Below are 16430 nucleotides of genomic sequence, written 5' to 3'. Positions count from 1 at the left end.
CTTTAGCTCGGGACAGCCACGGGCTCGGCGGCGGCCTCGTCGTCCTCGGCGCCCCGGCCCGCCAGACGCTCGCGCCAGTTCGCCAGGATCGCCGCGTCCGTCGGCCTGGTCGCCAGCGAGACGATCACATACGCCGCGAGCGACAGGAGCAGGCCGTAGTAGATGGGCTCGTTGGCGAGGATCCCGTACGAGGCCATCAAGCCGATGACCGCGACGCCGCCGACGATCACCGAGGCGAGCGCGCCGTACACCGTGCCGCGCTTCCACAGCAGGCCGCCGAGGATCGGCACGAGCAGTCCGCCGACGAGCAGGTTGTAGGCGACGGTGAGCGCCTCGACCACGTTGTTGAGCGCGATGGCGGTACAGATGACGCCGACGCCCATGATCAGGATGAAGACGCGGTTGCCCTTGACCTCGTCGTGGTCGGCGCCGCCCCGGGAGGCGAGAGGCCTCAGGCGCGACCAGATGTCGTTGTTGGCGACGGTCGCGCAGGCGATCAGCGCTCCGGAGGACGTCGACATGACGGCGGCGAGGGCCGCGGCGAGCACCAGGCCGCGCACGCCCATGGGCAGTTCGTCCTTGACGATGGTCGCGAAGGCGTCGTCGGCGTTCGGCAGCTTCGGGTAGAGGACCCTGGCGGCGGTGCCGATGACGGCACCGGCGAGGGCGTAGACGAGGCAGTACGTACCGGCGACGGTGCCACCGTGGCGCGCGACCCTGTCGCTGCGGGCCGCGAACACCCGCTGCCAGATGTCCTGGCCGATCAGCATGCCGAAGGTGTAGATCAGGACGTACGTGAAGATCATCTCGCCGCCGATGCCCAGCGGGTCGAAGTACTCCGTCGGCAGCGCGGCCTTCATCGCGCCGAAGCCGCCGGCCTTGACGACCGCGATGGGCAGCAGGAGCAGCAGCACACCGACCGTCTTCACGACGAACTGCACCATGTCGGTGAGGGTGATCGACCACATCCCGCCGAGCGTGGAGTACGCGACGACGATCGAGCCGCCGAGAATGATCGCGAGGGTCCGGTTCATGTCGAAGAGGACGTCGAAGATCGTGGCGTAGGCGATGGTCGAGGTGACGGCGAGCATCAGGGTGTACGCCCACATCACGACGCCCGAGAGGAGACCGGCCTTGCCGCCGTAGCGCAGGTCGAGCATCTCGGAGACGGTGTAGACCTTCAGCCGGGCGATGCGCGCGGAGAAGAGGATGGACAGGGCCAGCAGGCCGAGGCCGATGGCGAAGACCATCCAGGCGCCGGAGAGTCCGTACTTGTAGCCGAGGCCCACGCCGCCGATGGTGGAGGCGCCTCCGAGGACGATGGCCGCCATGGTGCCGGAGTACATGCCGGGGCCGAGGCGGCGGCCCGCGACCAGGAATTCGCTCTTGGACTTGGCGCGCCGCATGCCCCACCAGCCCATGCCGAGCATGCCGGCCAGATAGACGACGATTACTGCATAGTCGACAGCCATCGGCTTTCCTTCCGTCTCGTCCCCCGGGTCCCCTGGTCCTGTGCGATGACGGTAGGTGGCTGGAATGCAACGCTGAAGTGTACGTTTTATCCATTCTTGACGCCGCCGATGGATGGACTGTCCATGCCGGAGACCGCAGCAGCCCCACCGACCCCGCCGATCCCTCTCGCCGCACTGCTGGCCCGCGAGGATCTCGGTCTGCGCCAGATCGCCGGGCCGGTTCAGGCGGGCGCGGCGGTGCACATGGTGCACACCTCGGAGATGGCGGATCCCTATCCGTATCTGCTCGGCGGCGAGCTGCTGCTGAGCGCGGGGGTGCTGCTGAAGGACCCGGACCGCTATGTCTCGCGCATCGTTGAGGCGGGGGCGACGGCGCTCGGATTCGGGCTCGCGCCGGTGTACGACGCGGTGCCGGCGGATCTGATCGAGGCGTGCGACCGGCATGGGCTGCCGCTGCTCGAAGTGCCGCCGCAGACGACGTTCACGGCGGTGGCGCGGGCGGTGTGGCGGCTCATGGCGGAAGCCCGCCACCGGGAACTGCGCCGGGTCACCCAGGCCCAGCAGGGCCTCGCCGCGGCGGCAGCCCGCCCGGACCCGGTCCCGGCGGTCCTGCACCAGCTGGCGGTACGGCTGGAGGGCTGGGCGGTCCTGCTGGCCCCGGACGGCACGGAACTTTCGTCGTCGGGCCGCGCGCCGTCCCCCGAGGCCAGGGCGGGGGTGATCCGGCTGGGACAGGTGGTGAGCCCGGGCACGGGCCCGTCGCCGCGCCCGACCCCCGCATCGGCGACGGACACGGTGTCGCCGCCACCGGCATCGGAGTCCGGGGCTGCAGGACCCGCCGCCCCGGCCGCACCCGCCGTCTCCCATCTCTCCGCGTACGCCCTCGGCGGCAGCCGGGGCCTCGTCCTCGGGCTCGCGGCGCCCGCCCGCGAGGCGGGGGACCACACGGTCGCCGGGGTCGCCGTCGTCCTGCTCTCGCTGCTCACAGCCCCGCACCAGGGCGCCGACGCCGCGGGCTGCAGCGCCGCGCTCGTACGCATGCTGCTCGGCGCGAGCCCCGCCGAGACCGCCCCACTACTGGGACCGGGGCCCTGGACGGTGGTCCATGGGCAGGGCAGCGACGACAGCCCCTTCGCGGCGACGGCACTGGGCGCGGCGCTCGGCAGCGCGCTGGTCGATCCGGACGCGGACGGCTGCGTACGGGTCCTGCTCCCCGCCTCTCGCGAGGTCGGCGCACAGGCCGGCTGGACGCTGGGCGTGAGCGCGCCCGCGCGCCCCGAGGAGCTGGCTGCGGCCGACGCACAGGCAGCCAGGGCGGTGCGCCGCGCCACGGCCACCCGCAAGGCCCTGGTCCGCCACCGGGACACCGCCCCCATCTCGCTCGACGAGGCCCGCCACCGCCTGGCGCCCCTCACGGACTCCCCCGCCCTCGTCGAGACGCTGCGCACCTGGCTGTCCCTGCACGGCAGTTGGGACCGCACGGCGGCGGCGATGGAGATCCACCGCAACACGGTCCGCCAGCGCATCGCCCGATGCCAGACGCTCCTCGACGAGGACCTGGACGACGCGGACGTACGGATGGAGCTGTGGTTCGCGCTGCGGCACGGCTGAGGTGACCGGTGTTCGGGGGCGGACCGTTCTGGCGGGAGCCCACCAATCCCGGTCTCCAAAGCTGTCGCCACGATCTCAAGTCCCAGGAGGAGAAGGCGTGTTGGAATCGAGACATGACGACCACCGCCGGTTCCACGCGTATGTCCGCCGATGAGCCCTCGCGCCGCCTGCGCGCCGAGATCGAGCGTCTGCGCGACGAGGCGACGCGACAGCGGGAACTCGCCCAGCGGCGGGCGGAGTTCTGGACGAAGGCCCATATCGCGCTGGGTTTCCCCGGGGCTCTGCTCGCGGCCGTTTCGGGTGCCGCCGGGTTGGCGACGGCAGACGCACGCGTCCCCGCGGCGCTGATCGCCCTGGCCGCCGCCGGATTCGCGGCCGGGGCGGGCTTCCTGCGCAGCGATGCCAGGCGCATCGCCAACAAGCGAGCCCGCGGGGCATGGGCCGACCTGGAGGGCAGGGCCGGCCTGAAGCTGGCGCACGAGCAGCTGAGCCCCGAGGACCTGCGCGAGCTGCTGGAGTGCCGCCAGGCCGCGCTGGCGGCGTACGAGGGCGAAGCCGCTCTGCCGGGCCGGACGGCCGCCTGAAGCCCGCTCCTGGGGACATCGCAGCGTGCTCATCATCACTCTGGACAGCACTTGCGACTGCCGGGTAACTTAGTACTGAGCAAGCGCTTAGACATCTGCCCCAGCACCCCGAAGGAGGCGTCGACCGTGCGCCGCACCGTTTACAACGAGGACCACGAGGCGTTCCGCGAGACGATCCGCGCCTTCATCGAGGCCGAGGTCGTGCCCGTCTACGACGAGTGGTTCGCCGCCGGCCAGGCGCCGCGCGACTTCTATTACAAGCTCGGCGAGCTGGGCATCTTCGGCATCAACGTGCCCGAGGAGTTCGGCGGCGCGGGCATGAACACGCACAAGTTCGAGGCCGTGCTCTACGAGGAGACCTCGCGCGCGGGCGTGCAGTTCGGCGGCTCCGGCGTGCATGTGCTGCTCGCCCTGCCGTACATAAAGATGCTGGCCACCGACGAGCAGAAGAAGCGCTTCCTGCCGCAGTTCGTCACCGGCGAGGAGATGTGGGCGCTGGCGATGACCGAGCCGGGCACCGGCTCCGACGTCGCGGGCATGAAGACCACCGCCAAGCTTTCGGACGACGGCACGCACTACGTCCTCAACGGCGCCAAGACCTTCATCACCGGCGGTGTGCATGCCGACCGTGTGATCGTCTGCGCCCGCACCTCCGCCCCGCGCGAGGACGACCGCCGCTTCGGCATCTCCCTGTTCGCCGTGGACACCAAGTCCGAGGGCTACTCCATCGGCCGCAAGCTGGACAAGCTCGGCCTGCGCACCTCCGACACCGCCGAGCTGGCCTTCGTCGACGTCAAGGTCCCCGTCGAGGACCTGCTCGGCGAGGAGAACAAGGGCTTCCACTACCTCGGCCAGAACCTGCCTTCCGAGCGCTGGGGCATCGCGTTCGGCGCGTACGCCCAGGCCAAGGCCGCCATCCGGTTCGCCCAGCAGTACGTGCAGGAGCGCACCGTCTTCGGCAAGCCGGTCGCCTCCTTCCAGAACACCAAGTTCGAACTGGCCGCCTGCCAGGCCGAGGTGGACGCCGCCGAGGCCGTCGCCGACCGCGCCCTGGAAGCCCTGGACGCGGGTGAACTCACCGCCGCCGAGGCCGCCTCCGCGAAGCTGTTCAACACCGAGGTCGCGCACCGCGTCATCGACAAGTGCCTTCAGCTGCACGGCGGTTACGGCTACATGAACGAGTACCCCATCGCCCGCCTGTACGCCGACAACCGCGTCAACCGCATCTACGGCGGCACCAGCGAGGTCATGAAGTCGATCATCGCCAAGGACATGGGCCTCTAGGCACGTACCACTACGTTCCTCCCATGAGCTCAGCACTCGACGACCTGCTCGATCTGCTCGACCTGGAGCAGATCGAGCAGGACATCTTCCGGGGACGGTCCCGCTCGGCGATCGTCCCCCGCGTATTCGGCGGACAGGTCGCGGCCCAGGCGCTCGTCGCCGCCGGCCGCACCGTCCCCGACGACCGCACGGCCCACTCCCTGCACGCGTACTTCCTGCGCATGGGCGACCCCGGCGTGCCGATCGTCTACACGGTCGACCGCATCCGCGACGGCCGCTCCTTCACCACCCGCCGGGTCGTCGCCGTCCAGCACGGGCAGCCGATCTTCCACCTCTCGGCGTCCTTCCAGACGTACGAGGAGGGCTTGGAGCACCAGGCCGACATGCCGCCCGCCCCCGACCCGGAGACGCTCCCGACGGCCGCCGAGATGCTGCCGCAGTACGCGGGCCTCTTCATCGACCCGGGTGTGGTCGACCGCCTCCTGGAGGCACGAGCGGCGGTCGATCTGCGATACGTCGACGCCCCGCCGTACGGGACGGTCGGCGAGACCCGCGAGCCGCGCTCGCAGGTGTGGTTCCGGGCCAACGGCAAGCTCGCCGACGATCCGCTGCTGCACGTCTGCCTGGCCACCTACGTCTCCGACATGACACTGCTCGACTCGGTGCTGCTCGCGCACGGCCGCGGCGGCTGGGCGGTCGGCGACGTGGTGGGCGCCTCGCTCGACCACGCGATGTGGTTCCACCGCCCCTTCAGGGCGGACGAATGGCTGCTCTACGACCAGGAGTCCCCGTCGGCGTCCGGCGGCCGCGGGCTGGGGCAGGCCCGGATCTACACCCAGGACGGCCGGCTGGCGATCTCCGTCATCCAGGAAGGCGTCGTTCGCGTCCCCCGCGATTGAGGGCGGTCAGGCGGCAGGCACGTGCGCGGTGAAGGCGACCCGCGAGGTGTCCCCGTCCAGCTCCAGGCTGAGGGCCGCGTCCAGAGCGCGTGCCAGCCGGGCGAGCAGGGGCAGTGTGGGCATGGTCCCGCCCAGCTCCAGCTTGGAGATCTGCGGCTGGGTCATGCCGGCCCGCTTGGCGAGCTCGGTCTGGGAAATGCCGAGTTCGGTACGCCGGTCGTAGACGGCCTGCCCGAGGTCAAGAGCCATCCGGATCTCCTCGCGCATCCTTTCCACTTCGGGGCCCTCGCTGATCCCCTCGGCGATCTGCTTGTCGCGGGCGAGCTTCCACCGCGCGTGACTGGTCATCGGGGGATTCCCTCCTTGAAGATGCGTGCGTATTCCTCGTGCGCCGGCTTGTGCTCAGCCTCGCAGATCACCTGCGCCCGCTTGGCCCGCGCCACTTCGGAGACCTCGCGTTGCCTGTTCTTGCGGAAAACGGTCAGCAGGATGACCCTCCGTCCAGGTGCGAGCCAATAAGGGATCCGCACGGCGTGACGGTCATTCCCGAGATCGAACCGTAACTCGCGGACTGGACCTCCCAGATGACGTGAATACGGTTCGCCGAGAGTGGTCGCGTTGCACAGAAGTCGGTCAACGACGGCTTCGACGTTCAGGTAGTCCCGCACCGGAAGGTTTCCCAGCCAGAGCCGGACTTCGGGCTCGATCTCCACAATGAAGCGATCTTCCATACAGCCGAACGTATAGCCACTCCAGTATATGGAGGTCTCGATCGCGAGAGAAGTCCACCGTCCGGGTGACTCCCGGAACCCGTACTGACCCCCGCCCTCAGGCCTGGGACGTCAGCCCCGCCGCGTCCAGCAGGTACGCCGTCATCGGGTCGTAGAAGCGCGGGTCCGTGACGTGGTCGTCCAGCGGCACGGCAACCTGGAGGGTGCCCTCCGCCTCGCCGATGAAGAGCGCGGGGTCGTTGCAGTCCGCGTATCCGACGGAGTCCAGGCCGCGCTGTCCCGCGCAGCCCGCCCAGCCGTGGTCGGCCACCACCAGGTCGGGCTGCGGTCTGCCGTCGCGCTCCAGGCCGTCCAGGATCGCGGCCATGGGGGCCGGGGAGTGTGTGTGCCACAGGGTCGCGCCGCGCTCCAGCATCGCGACGTCCGCGAACTGGAAGACCATGCCCTCGTCGGCCGTGAGACCGCCCGGAATCCGTACGATCTCGCACCCGGCGGCCCGCAGCGCGTCGGCGGTCTGCCGGTGCACGTCGAGGAGACCACCGGGATGCCCGGTCGCGAAGAGCACCCGCTCCTGGCCGGCGGCCGCCTTGCGCAGCCGTGCCGCGAGCCGCTCAAGGGCGTCGACGGTCAGTTCCGGGTCGATGGTGTCCTGCCCGGTCCGGTGCTCGGGATCGTCGTTGACCCCGCACCGCTCGGCCATGACCGCGAGCACGTCCTGCTCGTCGGTCCAGCGGTCGCCGAGCTCGAGACCCAGCCAGAAGTGACGGTCGCCGTTGGCGAGCTTGCGGTAGTGGGAGAGGTTGTTGTCGCGGGGTGTGGCGACATCTCCGGCGATACGTGTGCGGACGAGGTGGTCGACAAGGGCGGCACGGCTGGGTATCGGCATGCGCCCATTGTGCCGTCAGGCACACACCGCGTGCCGGGCGTCCCGAACGCTGGACGTGCGTATCGCGTCACTCACAGGCGCGGCCGCCCCTCACAGCGGCCGCCCGGCCGGAAGTTCAGGCGTGCGTCACCCGTGGTTCGCCCAGAACAGGACGCCCATCACGACGAGGAGCCCGAAGGCGAACACCGCCCCGACACCGGGATTTCTGCGCTGGGCGGCAGACCTGACGAGCAGGCCCAGGGCCGGGATCCATCCCGCGGAGTAGATGATCCAGGCGACGGTCGATGCCGACGAGGCGTCGTCCTTCTGGAACAGTGCCCAGGACACGGCGACGAACATCGCGGGCGCGGCCCACAGGTTCCGCTCGATCGTTTCCCGGCGGTCGGGACCGATGTGTTCTGACATGAAACCCCCGTTGTCGACAAGGCTGGTCAGGCCTCGCTGCGCCGGTCGTGGCGCCGATTGGGACTGTACATGTGCCCTTCGCGTACGCCAGGGCGCCTCAGGCGCCGTCCGCCGCGGCCGCGAAGGCCCCGCGGGCCAGGCGGTGGAGCAGGTCCGCCGTCGCGTCACGGCCCATGCGGGCGTCCGGGCGGCCTAGGTGCGGAGTGGAGTTGAGCAGGCCGAAGACCGCGTGGACCGCGGCCCGGGCGTCCGCCTCGGCGAGCGCCGGGTACATCGCGCAGACCGCCTCGACCCACAGCTCCACGTACTGCCGCTGGAGCTGCCGCACCAGCTTGCGGTCGCTCTCCCGCAGGCGGTCCAGCTCCCGGTCGTGCAGGGTGATGAGTGGGCGGTCGTCCAGCGCGAAGTCGATGTGCCCGTCGATCAGTGCGGCGAGCAGCACCTCGGGGTCGGCGGCGGACTCCTCGACCCGCAGCCGGCCACCGCTCAGCAGCCGTTCGCTGATGCCCACGAGCAGCTCGGCGAGCATCGCGTCCTTGCCCGCGAAGTGGCGGTAGAGACCCGGCCCGCTGATGCCGACGGCAGCTCCTATCTCGTCGACACCGACCCCGTGGAAGCCGCGCTCGGCGAAGAGGCGCGCGGCCTCCCTGAGGATCTGCTCGCGGCGCGTCGGGGCCGCCGTCCTGGTGCTCATGGGAATTCATTCTAGACAGAGGTGTTAGCGCTCGTTAACCTAGAGGAAACACGTTAACGCTCATTAACCGAGCAAGGGAGCTCGAGCGATGCAGCAGGCACCCGTGCTGGCGAGTGCGGCAGACCCCGCCTCTCCGGCCTGGCAGGCCAATGAGGCGGCGCACCAGGAGCTGGCCGACGCCCTGCGCGCCAAGCTCGCCGCCGCGCGTCTGGGCGGAGGTGAGAAGGCCCGCGCCCGCCACACCGCGCGCGGAAAGCTGCTGCCGCGCGACCGCGTGGACACCCTCCTGGACCCCGGCTCCCCCTTTCTGGAGCTCGCTCCCCTCGCCGCCGAGGGGATGTACGAGGGGCAGGCACCGGCCGCCGGAGTGATCGCCGGGATCGGGCGCGTCAGCGGCCGCGAGGTGGTCGTCGTCGCCAATGACGCCACCGTCAAGGGCGGCACGTACTACCCGATGACGGTCAAGAAGCATCTGCGCGCCCAGGAGGTGGCCCTGGAGAACCGGCTGCCCTGCGTCTATCTCGTCGACTCCGGCGGCGCCTTCCTGCCGATGCAGGACGAGGTCTTCCCTGACCGCGAGCACTTCGGACGGATCTTCTACAACCAGGCACGGATGTCCGGCGCGGGCATCCCGCAGATCGCCGCCGTCCTCGGCTCCTGCACGGCGGGCGGGGCGTATGTGCCCGCCATGAGCGACGAGGCCGTGATCGTCCGCAACCAGGGCACGATCTTCCTCGGCGGCCCGCCGCTGGTGAAGGCCGCGACCGGCGAGGTCGTCACGGCCGAGGAGCTCGGCGGCGGCGAGGTCCACTCCCGTGTCTCCGGCGTCACCGACCATCTCGCCGAGGACGACGCGCACGCGCTGCGGATCGTACGGAACATCGTGGCGACGCTGCCCGAGCGCGGCCCGCTGCCCTGGTCGGTCGAGCCGGCCGAGGAGCCGAAGGTCGACCCGGCCGGTCTGTACGGCGCGGTGCCGGTGGACTCCCGTACCCCCTATGACGTACGGGAAGTGATCGCCCGGATCACCGACGCCTCCCGGTTCCAGGAGTTCAAGTCCGAGTTCGGGCAGACCCTGATCACCGGCTTCGCGCGGATCCACGGCCACCCGGTCGGCATCGTCGCCAACAACGGCATCCTGTTCTCCGAATCCGCCCAGAAGGGCGCGCACTTCATCGAACTGTGCGACCAGCGCGGCATCCCCCTGCTCTTCCTGCAGAACATCTCGGGCTTCATGGTCGGCAAGGACTACGAGGCGGGCGGCATCGCCAAGCACGGCGCGAAGATGGTCACGGCCGTGGCATGCACACGCGTGCCGAAGCTGACCGTCGTCATCGGCGGTTCGTACGGCGCGGGCAACTACTCGATGTGCGGCCGGGCCTATTCGCCGCGCTTCCTGTGGATGTGGCCCAACGCCAAGATCTCGGTCATGGGCGGCGAGCAGGCGGCCTCCGTGCTGGCGACCGTGAAGCGGGACCAGTTGGAGGGGCGCGGCGAGGCGTGGCCCGCCGATGCGGAGGAGGCCTTCAAGGCGCCGATCCGGGCTCAGTACGAATCCCAGGGCAATGCCTACTACGCGACGGCCCGGCTCTGGGACGACGGCGTGATCGACCCCCTGGAGACCCGCCAGGTGCTCGGCCTCGCGCTCACCGCCTGCGCCAACGCCCCGTTGACCGACCCCGCCTTCGGCGTCTTCCGGATGTGAGACGGACCATGACGATGTTCAGCACAGTCCTTGTCGCCAACCGAGGCGAGATCGCGGTCCGCGTCATCCGTACGCTGCGCGCGATGGGCATCCGCTCGGTCGCCGTCTTCAGCGACGCGGACGCGGACGCCCGGCATGTACGGGAGGCGGACACCGCGGTCCGCATCGGCCCGTCGGCGGCCGCCGAGAGCTACCTCTGCGTGGAGCGCCTGCTCGAAGCCGCGGCCCGCACGGGCGCGGAGGCGGTCCACCCCGGCTACGGCTTCCTCGCGGAGAACGCGGGCTTCGCGCAGGCCTGCGCGGATGCCGGTCTTGCCTTCATCGGGCCGCCCGCATCGGCGATCTCGCTGATGGGCGACAAGATCCGCGCGAAGGAGACGGTGCGGGCTGCGGGCGTCCCGGTCGTTCCGGGCTCCTCGGGATCCGGCCTGAGCGACGACCAACTGGCCGACGCCGCCCGGGAGATCGGCATGCCCGTGCTGCTGAAGCCTTCGGCGGGCGGCGGCGGCAAGGGCATGCGGCTCACGCGCGTGGAGTCGGCGCTCCTCGACGAGATCGCGGCGGCCAGGCGCGAGGCGCGGGCATCCTTCGGCGACGACACCCTGCTCGTGGAGCGCTGGATCGACCGGCCCCGGCACATCGAGATCCAGGTCCTCGCGGACGGGCACGGGAACGTGGTGCACCTCGGCGAGCGCGAGTGCTCGCTGCAGCGCCGCCACCAGAAGATCATCGAAGAGGCGCCGAGCGTCCTGCTGGACGAGAAGACGCGTGCGTCGATGGGCGCCGCCGCCGTGGAGGCGGCTCTCTCCTGCCGCTATGTGGGCGCGGGCACGGTGGAGTTCATCGTCCCGGGCAGCGACCCTTCCTCGTACTACTTCATGGAGATGAACACCCGCCTCCAGGTCGAGCACCCGGTGACGGAGCTGATCACCGACCTGGACCTGGTGGAGTGGCAGCTGCGGGTCGCGGCGGGCGAACAACTGCCCTTCGTCCAGGACGACATCACCCTCACGGGCCACGCGATCGAGGCCCGTATCTGCGCGGAGGACCCCTCCCGGGGCTTCCTGCCCTCCGGTGGCACGGTCCTGGCCCTGCACGAGCCGCAGGGCGACGGCGTGCGCACCGACTCCGGTCTCACGCGGGGCACGGAGGTCTCCAGCCTGTACGACCCGATGCTGTCCAAGGTCATCGCGTACGGCCCCGACCGCGCGACCGCCCTGCGCAAGCTGCGGGCGGCCCTCGCGGACACGGTCACCCTCGGCGTCCCGACGAACGCGGGCTTCCTGCGGCGTCTGCTGGCCCACCCGGACGTGGTGTCGGGCGACTTGGACACGGGCCTGGTGGAACGGGACGCGGACACCCTGGTCGTGGACGGGGTCCCGGAGGAGGTGTACGCGGCGGCGGCGCTACTGGCCCAGCAGGACCTCCCCCCTGCCGGTGGCTGGACGGACCCCTTCGGGGTCGCCAACGGCTGGCGCCTGGGCGGCGTACCGGCCTGGACGGTCCACCACTTCCGCGTGCCGGGCCAGGACCCGGTGGCGGTTCGCGTACGCGGCACAACGACGGACGCGGAACTCCTGCCCGGCGCTGAACTCCCGCCCGGCGCGGGGGAAATCCAGCGCACACGCCTCGTTCACGCCGACGCAGGCAACCTCACCCTTGAGCTGGACGGGGTCACGCATCGCTTCCAGTGCGCCACCTCCCCGGAGGGGACCTGGCTCGGCCGGGACGGCGAGTCCTGGCACGTCCAGGACCACGACCCCGTCGAGGCGTCCCTCAGCGGCGCCGCGCATGCCGGCGCCGACACCCTCGCCGCGCCCATGCCCGGCACCGTCACCGTCGTCAAGGTCGCCGTCGGGGACGAGGTCGAGGCGGGCCAGGGCCTCCTCGTCGTCGAGGCGATGAAGATGGAGCACGTCATCTCCGCCCCGCACGCCGGCACCGTCACCGAGCTGGACGTCACGCCCGGCTCGACCGTCGCCATGGACCAGATCCTGGCGGTCGTCACCCCGAGGGAGGAAGCATGACCGACGGGCTGCCCATGGCCGTTCCCGCACAGGATCTGCCGCCCCGCGTCCGGATCCACGAGGTCGGGGCGCGTGACGGCCTGCAGAACGAGAAGACGGTCGTCCCCACGGAGGTCAAGGCGGAGTTCATCCGCCGGCTCGCCGACGCGGGCCTGACCACGATCGAGGCGACCAGCTTCGTCCACCCCAAGTGGGTGCCCCAACTCGCCGACGCCGAGCAGCTGTTCCCCCTCGTCGGCGACATCGAGGGGGTCGCCCTGCCCGTTCTCGTACCGAACGAGCGCGGTCTTGAGCGGGCCGCCGCCCTCGGTGCGCGCCGTATCGCCGTGTTCGGGTCCGCGACCGAGACCTTCGCGCAGCGCAATCTCAATCGCAGCGTCGATGAGTCGCTGGCCATGTTCGAGCCGGTCGTCGCCAAGGCCCGAGCGGACAGGATCCATGTCCGCGGCTATCTGTCGATGTGCTTCGGCGACCCGTGGGAGGGACCCGTCCCCGTCCACCAGGTAGTCCGCGTCGCCAAGCAGCTCATGGACCTCGGCTGCGACGAGCTGAGCCTCGGCGACACGATCGGCGTGGCGACGCCCGGCCATGTGCAGGCGCTGCTCGCCGCCCTGAACGAGCAGGGCGTGCCGACCGATGCCATCGGCGTGCACTTCCACGACACGTACGGCCAGGCACTCGCCAACACCCTCGCCGCGCTCCAGCACGGCGTGAGAACCGTGGACGCCTCCGCGGGCGGCCTCGGCGGCTGCCCGTACGCGAAGAGCGCGACCGGAAACCTCGCCACCGAAGACCTCGTGTGGATGCTTCAGGGCCTCGGCATCGAAACCGGGGTCGACCTTGCCCGCCTCACCGCCACGAGCGTGTGGATGGCCGAACAGCTGGGCCGACCGAGCCCCTCCCGCACCGTCCGTGCCCTCTCCCACAAGGAGTGACTCCCCCATGTCCCTGGACCACCGGCTGACCCCCGAACACGAGGAACTCCGCCGCACCGTGGAGCAGTTCGCCCACGACGTGATAGCGCCGAAGATCGGCGACTTCTACGAACGCCACGAGTTCCCGTACGAGATCGTCCGCGAGATGGGCCGTATGGGCCTGTTCGGACTGCCCTTCCCCGAGGAGTACGGCGGCATGGGCGGCGACTATCTCGCCCTCGGCATCGCCCTGGAGGAGCTGGCCCGCGTCGACTCCTCCGTCGCGATCACCCTCGAAGCGGGCGTCTCGCTCGGCGCGATGCCCGTGTACCGCTTCGGCACCGAGGAGCAGAAGCGGCAGTGGCTGCCGCAGCTGTGCTCGGGCGAGATGCTCGGCGCCTTCGGCCTGACCGAGCCGGGCGCGGGCTCGGACGCCGGCGGCACGAGGACGACGGCCGTCCGCGACGGTGACGAGTGGGTGATCAACGGCTCGAAGAGCTTCATCACCAACTCCGGTACGGACATCACCGGCCTCGTCACGGTCACCGCGGTCACCGGCCGCACGGCCGAGGGCAAGCCGCTGATCTCCTCGATCATCGTCCCCTCCGGCACCCCCGGCTTCACCGTCGCCGCCCCCTACTCCAAGGTCGGGTGGAACGCCTCGGACACCCGTGAGCTGTCCTTCGACGACGTCCGCGTGCCGCTGGCCAATCTGCTGGGCGAGGAGGGCCGCGGCTACGCCCAGTTCCTGCGCATCCTCGACGAGGGCCGGATCGCCATCTCGGCCCTGGCGACGGGCCTCGCGCAGGGCTGTGTGGACGAGTCCGTGAAGTACGCCAAGGAGCGCCACGCGTTCGGGCGGCCGATCGGAGCCAACCAGGCCATCCAGTTCAAGATCGCGGACATGGAGATGCGGGCACACATGGCCCGGGTCGGCTGGCGCGACGCGGCCTCGCGGCTGGTCCAGGGCGAGCCGTTCAAGAAGGAGGCGGCGCTCGCCAAGCTGTACTCCTCCACGGTCGCGGTGGACAACGCGCGAGAGGCCACCCAGATCCATGGCGGCTACGGCTTCATGAACGAGTATCCGGTGGCCCGGATGTGGCGCGACTCCAAGATCCTCGAGATCGGCGAGGGCACGAGCGAGGTGCAACGGATGCTGATCGCCCGGGAGTTGGGGCTTACGGGCTGATCCAGCCAGCCCGGAGGGCGGGCTCGGGCCGGGGTGCCCACTGGACAGTTTCTGAGGTTAGGCTAACCTACCTTCGAACTGCCCAGTGGCCGACCCGGCACGTACGAAAGCGGACATCATCATGCCCAACGCCCGCCCTTCCCATCTCACGCGCCGTGGCCTGCTCGCCGCGGGCAGCGCCCTCGGTCTCGGCGCGGCGCTGGCCGCCTGCGGCAGCGACGACAAAAAGGGCGGCACCGACAAGGCCGCCGAGAAGCCGGGCCCCTGGTCCTTCACCGACGACCGCGGCAAGAACGTCCAGTTGAAGGCGGCCCCGAAGAACATCGTCGCCTTCACCGGCACCGCCGCGGCCCTCTACGACTACGGCGTCGAGGTCAAGGGCGTGTTCGGCCCGACCACGACCAAGGACAACAAGCCCGACGTCCAGGCGGGCGACCTCGATGTCACCAAGGTCAAGGTCATCGGCAATGTCTACGGCGAGTTCAAGATCGAACAGTACGCGGCCCTGAACCCCGAGCTCCTCATCACCAACATGTGGGCCAAGGACGACCCGTGGTACGTCCCGCCGCAGTCCAAGGACAAGATCATGAAGCTGGCCCCCAGCGTTCTGCTGTGGGCGGCCGAGACCACGATGCAGAAGGCGCTGGAGCGCCACGCCGAACTCGCCGCGTCGCTCGGCGGTGACGTCAAGGGCAAGAAGGCGGCCGACGCCAAGGCCCGCTTCGAGAAGGCCGCGGCACGCCTGCGCGCCGCCGCCAAGGCCAAGCCGGACCTCAAGGTGCTCATCGGCTCCGGCAGCCCGGAGCTCTTCTACGTCTCCGTGCCGAAGATGTCCGCCGACACCCTGTACTTCCAGGAGCTGGGCGTGAAGTTCGTCGAGCCGAAGGCGAATGCGCAGGGCTTCTTCGAGGAGCTCAGCTGGGAGAACGCCGGCAAGTACGGCGCCGACATCATCATCCTGGACAACCGCACCGGGACCCTCCAGCCCGACGCCCTCAAGAGCAAGCCGACCTGGACCCAGCTGCCCGCCGTCAAGGCCGGACAGGTCGTCCCGCGTGTCACCGAGCCGATCTACTCCTACGACAAGTGCGCGCCGATCCTCGAAGACCTGGCCAAGGCCATCGAGACCGCGAAGAAGGTCGCCTGACCATGACGACGACGGCCGAGCTCGCCCCGTTCCGCTTCTTCGACCTGAAGGTTGCACGGACCAGGCGGCTCGGCCCGACCATGGTCCGCGTGACCTTCGGGGGCGAGGACCTTAAGGCCTTCGCCGCCGGAGGCCGCGACCAGAGCCTCTCCCTCTTCCTGCCGCATCCCGACCAGCAGGCTCCCGTCGTGCCGGTGCCCGAGGACGGGGACCTGTACGCCGCGCTCGGCGCCTGGCGTGGGATGCCCGAGGACGTACGCGCCGTGATGCGCTCGTACACCGTGCGGGAGCAGCGGCTCCAACCCGCAGAGGTCGACATCGACTTCGCCGTCCACGCCGACGGCGGACCCGCCTGCCGCTGGGCCCTTCAGGCCGCGCCCGGCCACCGGGTGACGGTGCTCGGCCCGGCCGTCGCCGACAACACCGCCGTACGCTGCCGTCCGCCCGAGGACACCGACTGGGTGCTGATCTGGGCCGACGAGACCGCGCTGCCCGCCGCCGCGGCGATCTTGGAGTGGCTGCCCGCCGGAATGCGGGCCCGGGTCTGGCTGGAGGTGCAGCACGCCGAGGACCGCCAGGACGTGAGGACCGAGGCGGACGCCCATGTCACCTGGCTCGTACGGGAAGAGGGCGCGCCCTCGGCCCTGGAGGCGGTCAGCCGGGCGGAGTTGCCCGAGGGCACTGGGTACGCCTGGATCGCGGGCGAATCGGGCAGCGTGAAGGCGCTGCGCCGCCATCTGGTGCGCGAGCGTGAACTCGACCGCCGGCGCGTCACGTTCGTGGGCTACTGGCGGCGCGGCGTGAGCGAGGACGGCTTGCGCGAACAGGCCGAAGCGGGCGTGCCGGACGACGCCGCGAGCGAAGCTGACGACATGTGAACAA

Annotated in this window: 16 protein-coding genes; 10 read left to right on the top strand and 6 right to left on the bottom strand. The window is 70.4% G+C overall.

Annotated features, from left to right (window positions below; all coding sequences use genetic code 11):
• Positions 1–2 precede the first annotated feature (2 nt).
• A complete protein-coding gene (locus tag OOK40_RS02920) occupies positions 3–1472 on the bottom strand; it encodes a sodium:solute symporter (protein ID WP_266476209.1) in 1470 nt (489 codons plus the stop codon).
• A 123-nt stretch (positions 1473–1595) separates the two neighbouring features.
• On the opposite strand from OOK40_RS02920, the gene OOK40_RS02915 reads away from it, so the two are divergent.
• From OOK40_RS02915 to tesB, 4 genes are all read left to right on the top strand, one after another.
• Positions 1596–3083, top strand: coding sequence for a PucR family transcriptional regulator (locus OOK40_RS02915; protein WP_266476208.1), 1488 nt, complete (start codon positions 1596–1598; stop codon positions 3081–3083).
• 113 nt (positions 3084–3196) lie between these two features.
• Complete coding sequence (locus OOK40_RS02910; RefSeq protein ID WP_266476207.1) at positions 3197–3667, top strand: hypothetical protein; 471 nt, start codon at positions 3197–3199, stop codon at positions 3665–3667.
• 126 nt (positions 3668–3793) lie between these two features.
• Positions 3794–4951: an acyl-CoA dehydrogenase family protein gene (locus tag OOK40_RS02905; protein WP_266476205.1), complete on the top strand. Its 1158-nt coding sequence runs from the start codon at positions 3794–3796 to the stop codon at positions 4949–4951.
• Between the two features lie 23 nt (positions 4952–4974).
• The gene (tesB, locus tag OOK40_RS02900; RefSeq protein WP_266476204.1) at positions 4975–5850 is read left to right on the top strand and encodes an acyl-CoA thioesterase II; all 876 of its coding nucleotides are present in this window, start codon (positions 4975–4977) and stop codon (positions 5848–5850) included.
• Positions 5851–5856: 6 nt separating this feature from the next.
• On the opposite strand, the gene OOK40_RS02895 is transcribed toward tesB, so the two are convergent.
• The 5 genes from OOK40_RS02895 to OOK40_RS02875 form a co-directional block, all read right to left on the bottom strand.
• On the bottom strand, positions 5857–6198 hold the full coding sequence (locus OOK40_RS02895) for a helix-turn-helix domain-containing protein (protein WP_266476203.1): 342 nt from the start codon (positions 6196–6198) through the stop codon (positions 5857–5859).
• Positions 6195–6581, bottom strand: coding sequence for a type II toxin-antitoxin system RelE/ParE family toxin (locus OOK40_RS02890; protein WP_266476202.1), 387 nt, complete (start codon positions 6579–6581; stop codon positions 6195–6197). The genes OOK40_RS02895 and OOK40_RS02890 overlap by 4 nt, the downstream gene beginning before the upstream one ends.
• Before the next feature lie 97 nt (positions 6582–6678).
• Positions 6679–7467 (bottom strand): phosphatase, encoded by a 789-nt coding sequence (locus tag OOK40_RS02885; RefSeq protein ID WP_266476200.1) that lies wholly within the window; start codon positions 7465–7467, stop codon positions 6679–6681.
• 126 nt (positions 7468–7593) lie between these two features.
• Positions 7594–7872: a hypothetical protein gene (locus OOK40_RS02880; RefSeq protein ID WP_266476199.1), complete on the bottom strand. Its 279-nt coding sequence runs from the start codon at positions 7870–7872 to the stop codon at positions 7594–7596.
• A 97-nt stretch (positions 7873–7969) separates the two neighbouring features.
• Complete coding sequence (locus tag OOK40_RS02875; protein WP_266476198.1) at positions 7970–8566, bottom strand: TetR/AcrR family transcriptional regulator; 597 nt, start codon at positions 8564–8566, stop codon at positions 7970–7972.
• A gap of 88 nt (positions 8567–8654) precedes the next feature.
• Between OOK40_RS02875 and OOK40_RS02870 the strand changes: the two genes are divergently transcribed.
• From OOK40_RS02870 to OOK40_RS02845, 6 genes are all read left to right on the top strand, one after another.
• On the top strand, positions 8655–10271 hold the full coding sequence (locus OOK40_RS02870) for a carboxyl transferase domain-containing protein (protein WP_266476196.1): 1617 nt from the start codon (positions 8655–8657) through the stop codon (positions 10269–10271).
• A 14-nt stretch (positions 10272–10285) separates the two neighbouring features.
• A complete protein-coding gene (locus OOK40_RS02865) occupies positions 10286–12298 on the top strand; it encodes an acetyl/propionyl/methylcrotonyl-CoA carboxylase subunit alpha (RefSeq protein WP_266478809.1) in 2013 nt (670 codons plus the stop codon).
• Entirely contained in the window at positions 12295–13233 is a 939-nt protein-coding gene (locus OOK40_RS02860; RefSeq protein WP_266476195.1) for a hydroxymethylglutaryl-CoA lyase, read from the top strand. Before OOK40_RS02865 ends, OOK40_RS02860 begins: the two co-directional genes overlap by 4 nt.
• A gap of 7 nt (positions 13234–13240) precedes the next feature.
• Positions 13241–14401, top strand: a complete 1161-nt coding sequence (locus OOK40_RS02855) for an acyl-CoA dehydrogenase family protein (RefSeq protein ID WP_266476194.1) — start codon at positions 13241–13243, stop codon at positions 14399–14401.
• A 121-nt stretch (positions 14402–14522) separates the two neighbouring features.
• Complete coding sequence (locus OOK40_RS02850) at positions 14523–15548, top strand: ABC transporter substrate-binding protein (RefSeq protein ID WP_266478806.1); 1026 nt, start codon at positions 14523–14525, stop codon at positions 15546–15548.
• Between the two features lie 2 nt (positions 15549–15550).
• Positions 15551–16426, top strand: a complete 876-nt coding sequence (locus OOK40_RS02845; RefSeq protein WP_266476193.1) for a siderophore-interacting protein — start codon at positions 15551–15553, stop codon at positions 16424–16426.
• Positions 16427–16430: the final 4 nt, after the last annotated feature.

Source organism: Streptomyces sp. NBC_01481, assembly GCF_026339995.1.
GTDB lineage: Bacteria > Actinomycetota > Actinomycetes > Streptomycetales > Streptomycetaceae > Streptomyces.
Note: the sequence above shows the minus strand (reverse complement) of the source record. Positions and strands in the feature narration are given on the sequence as shown.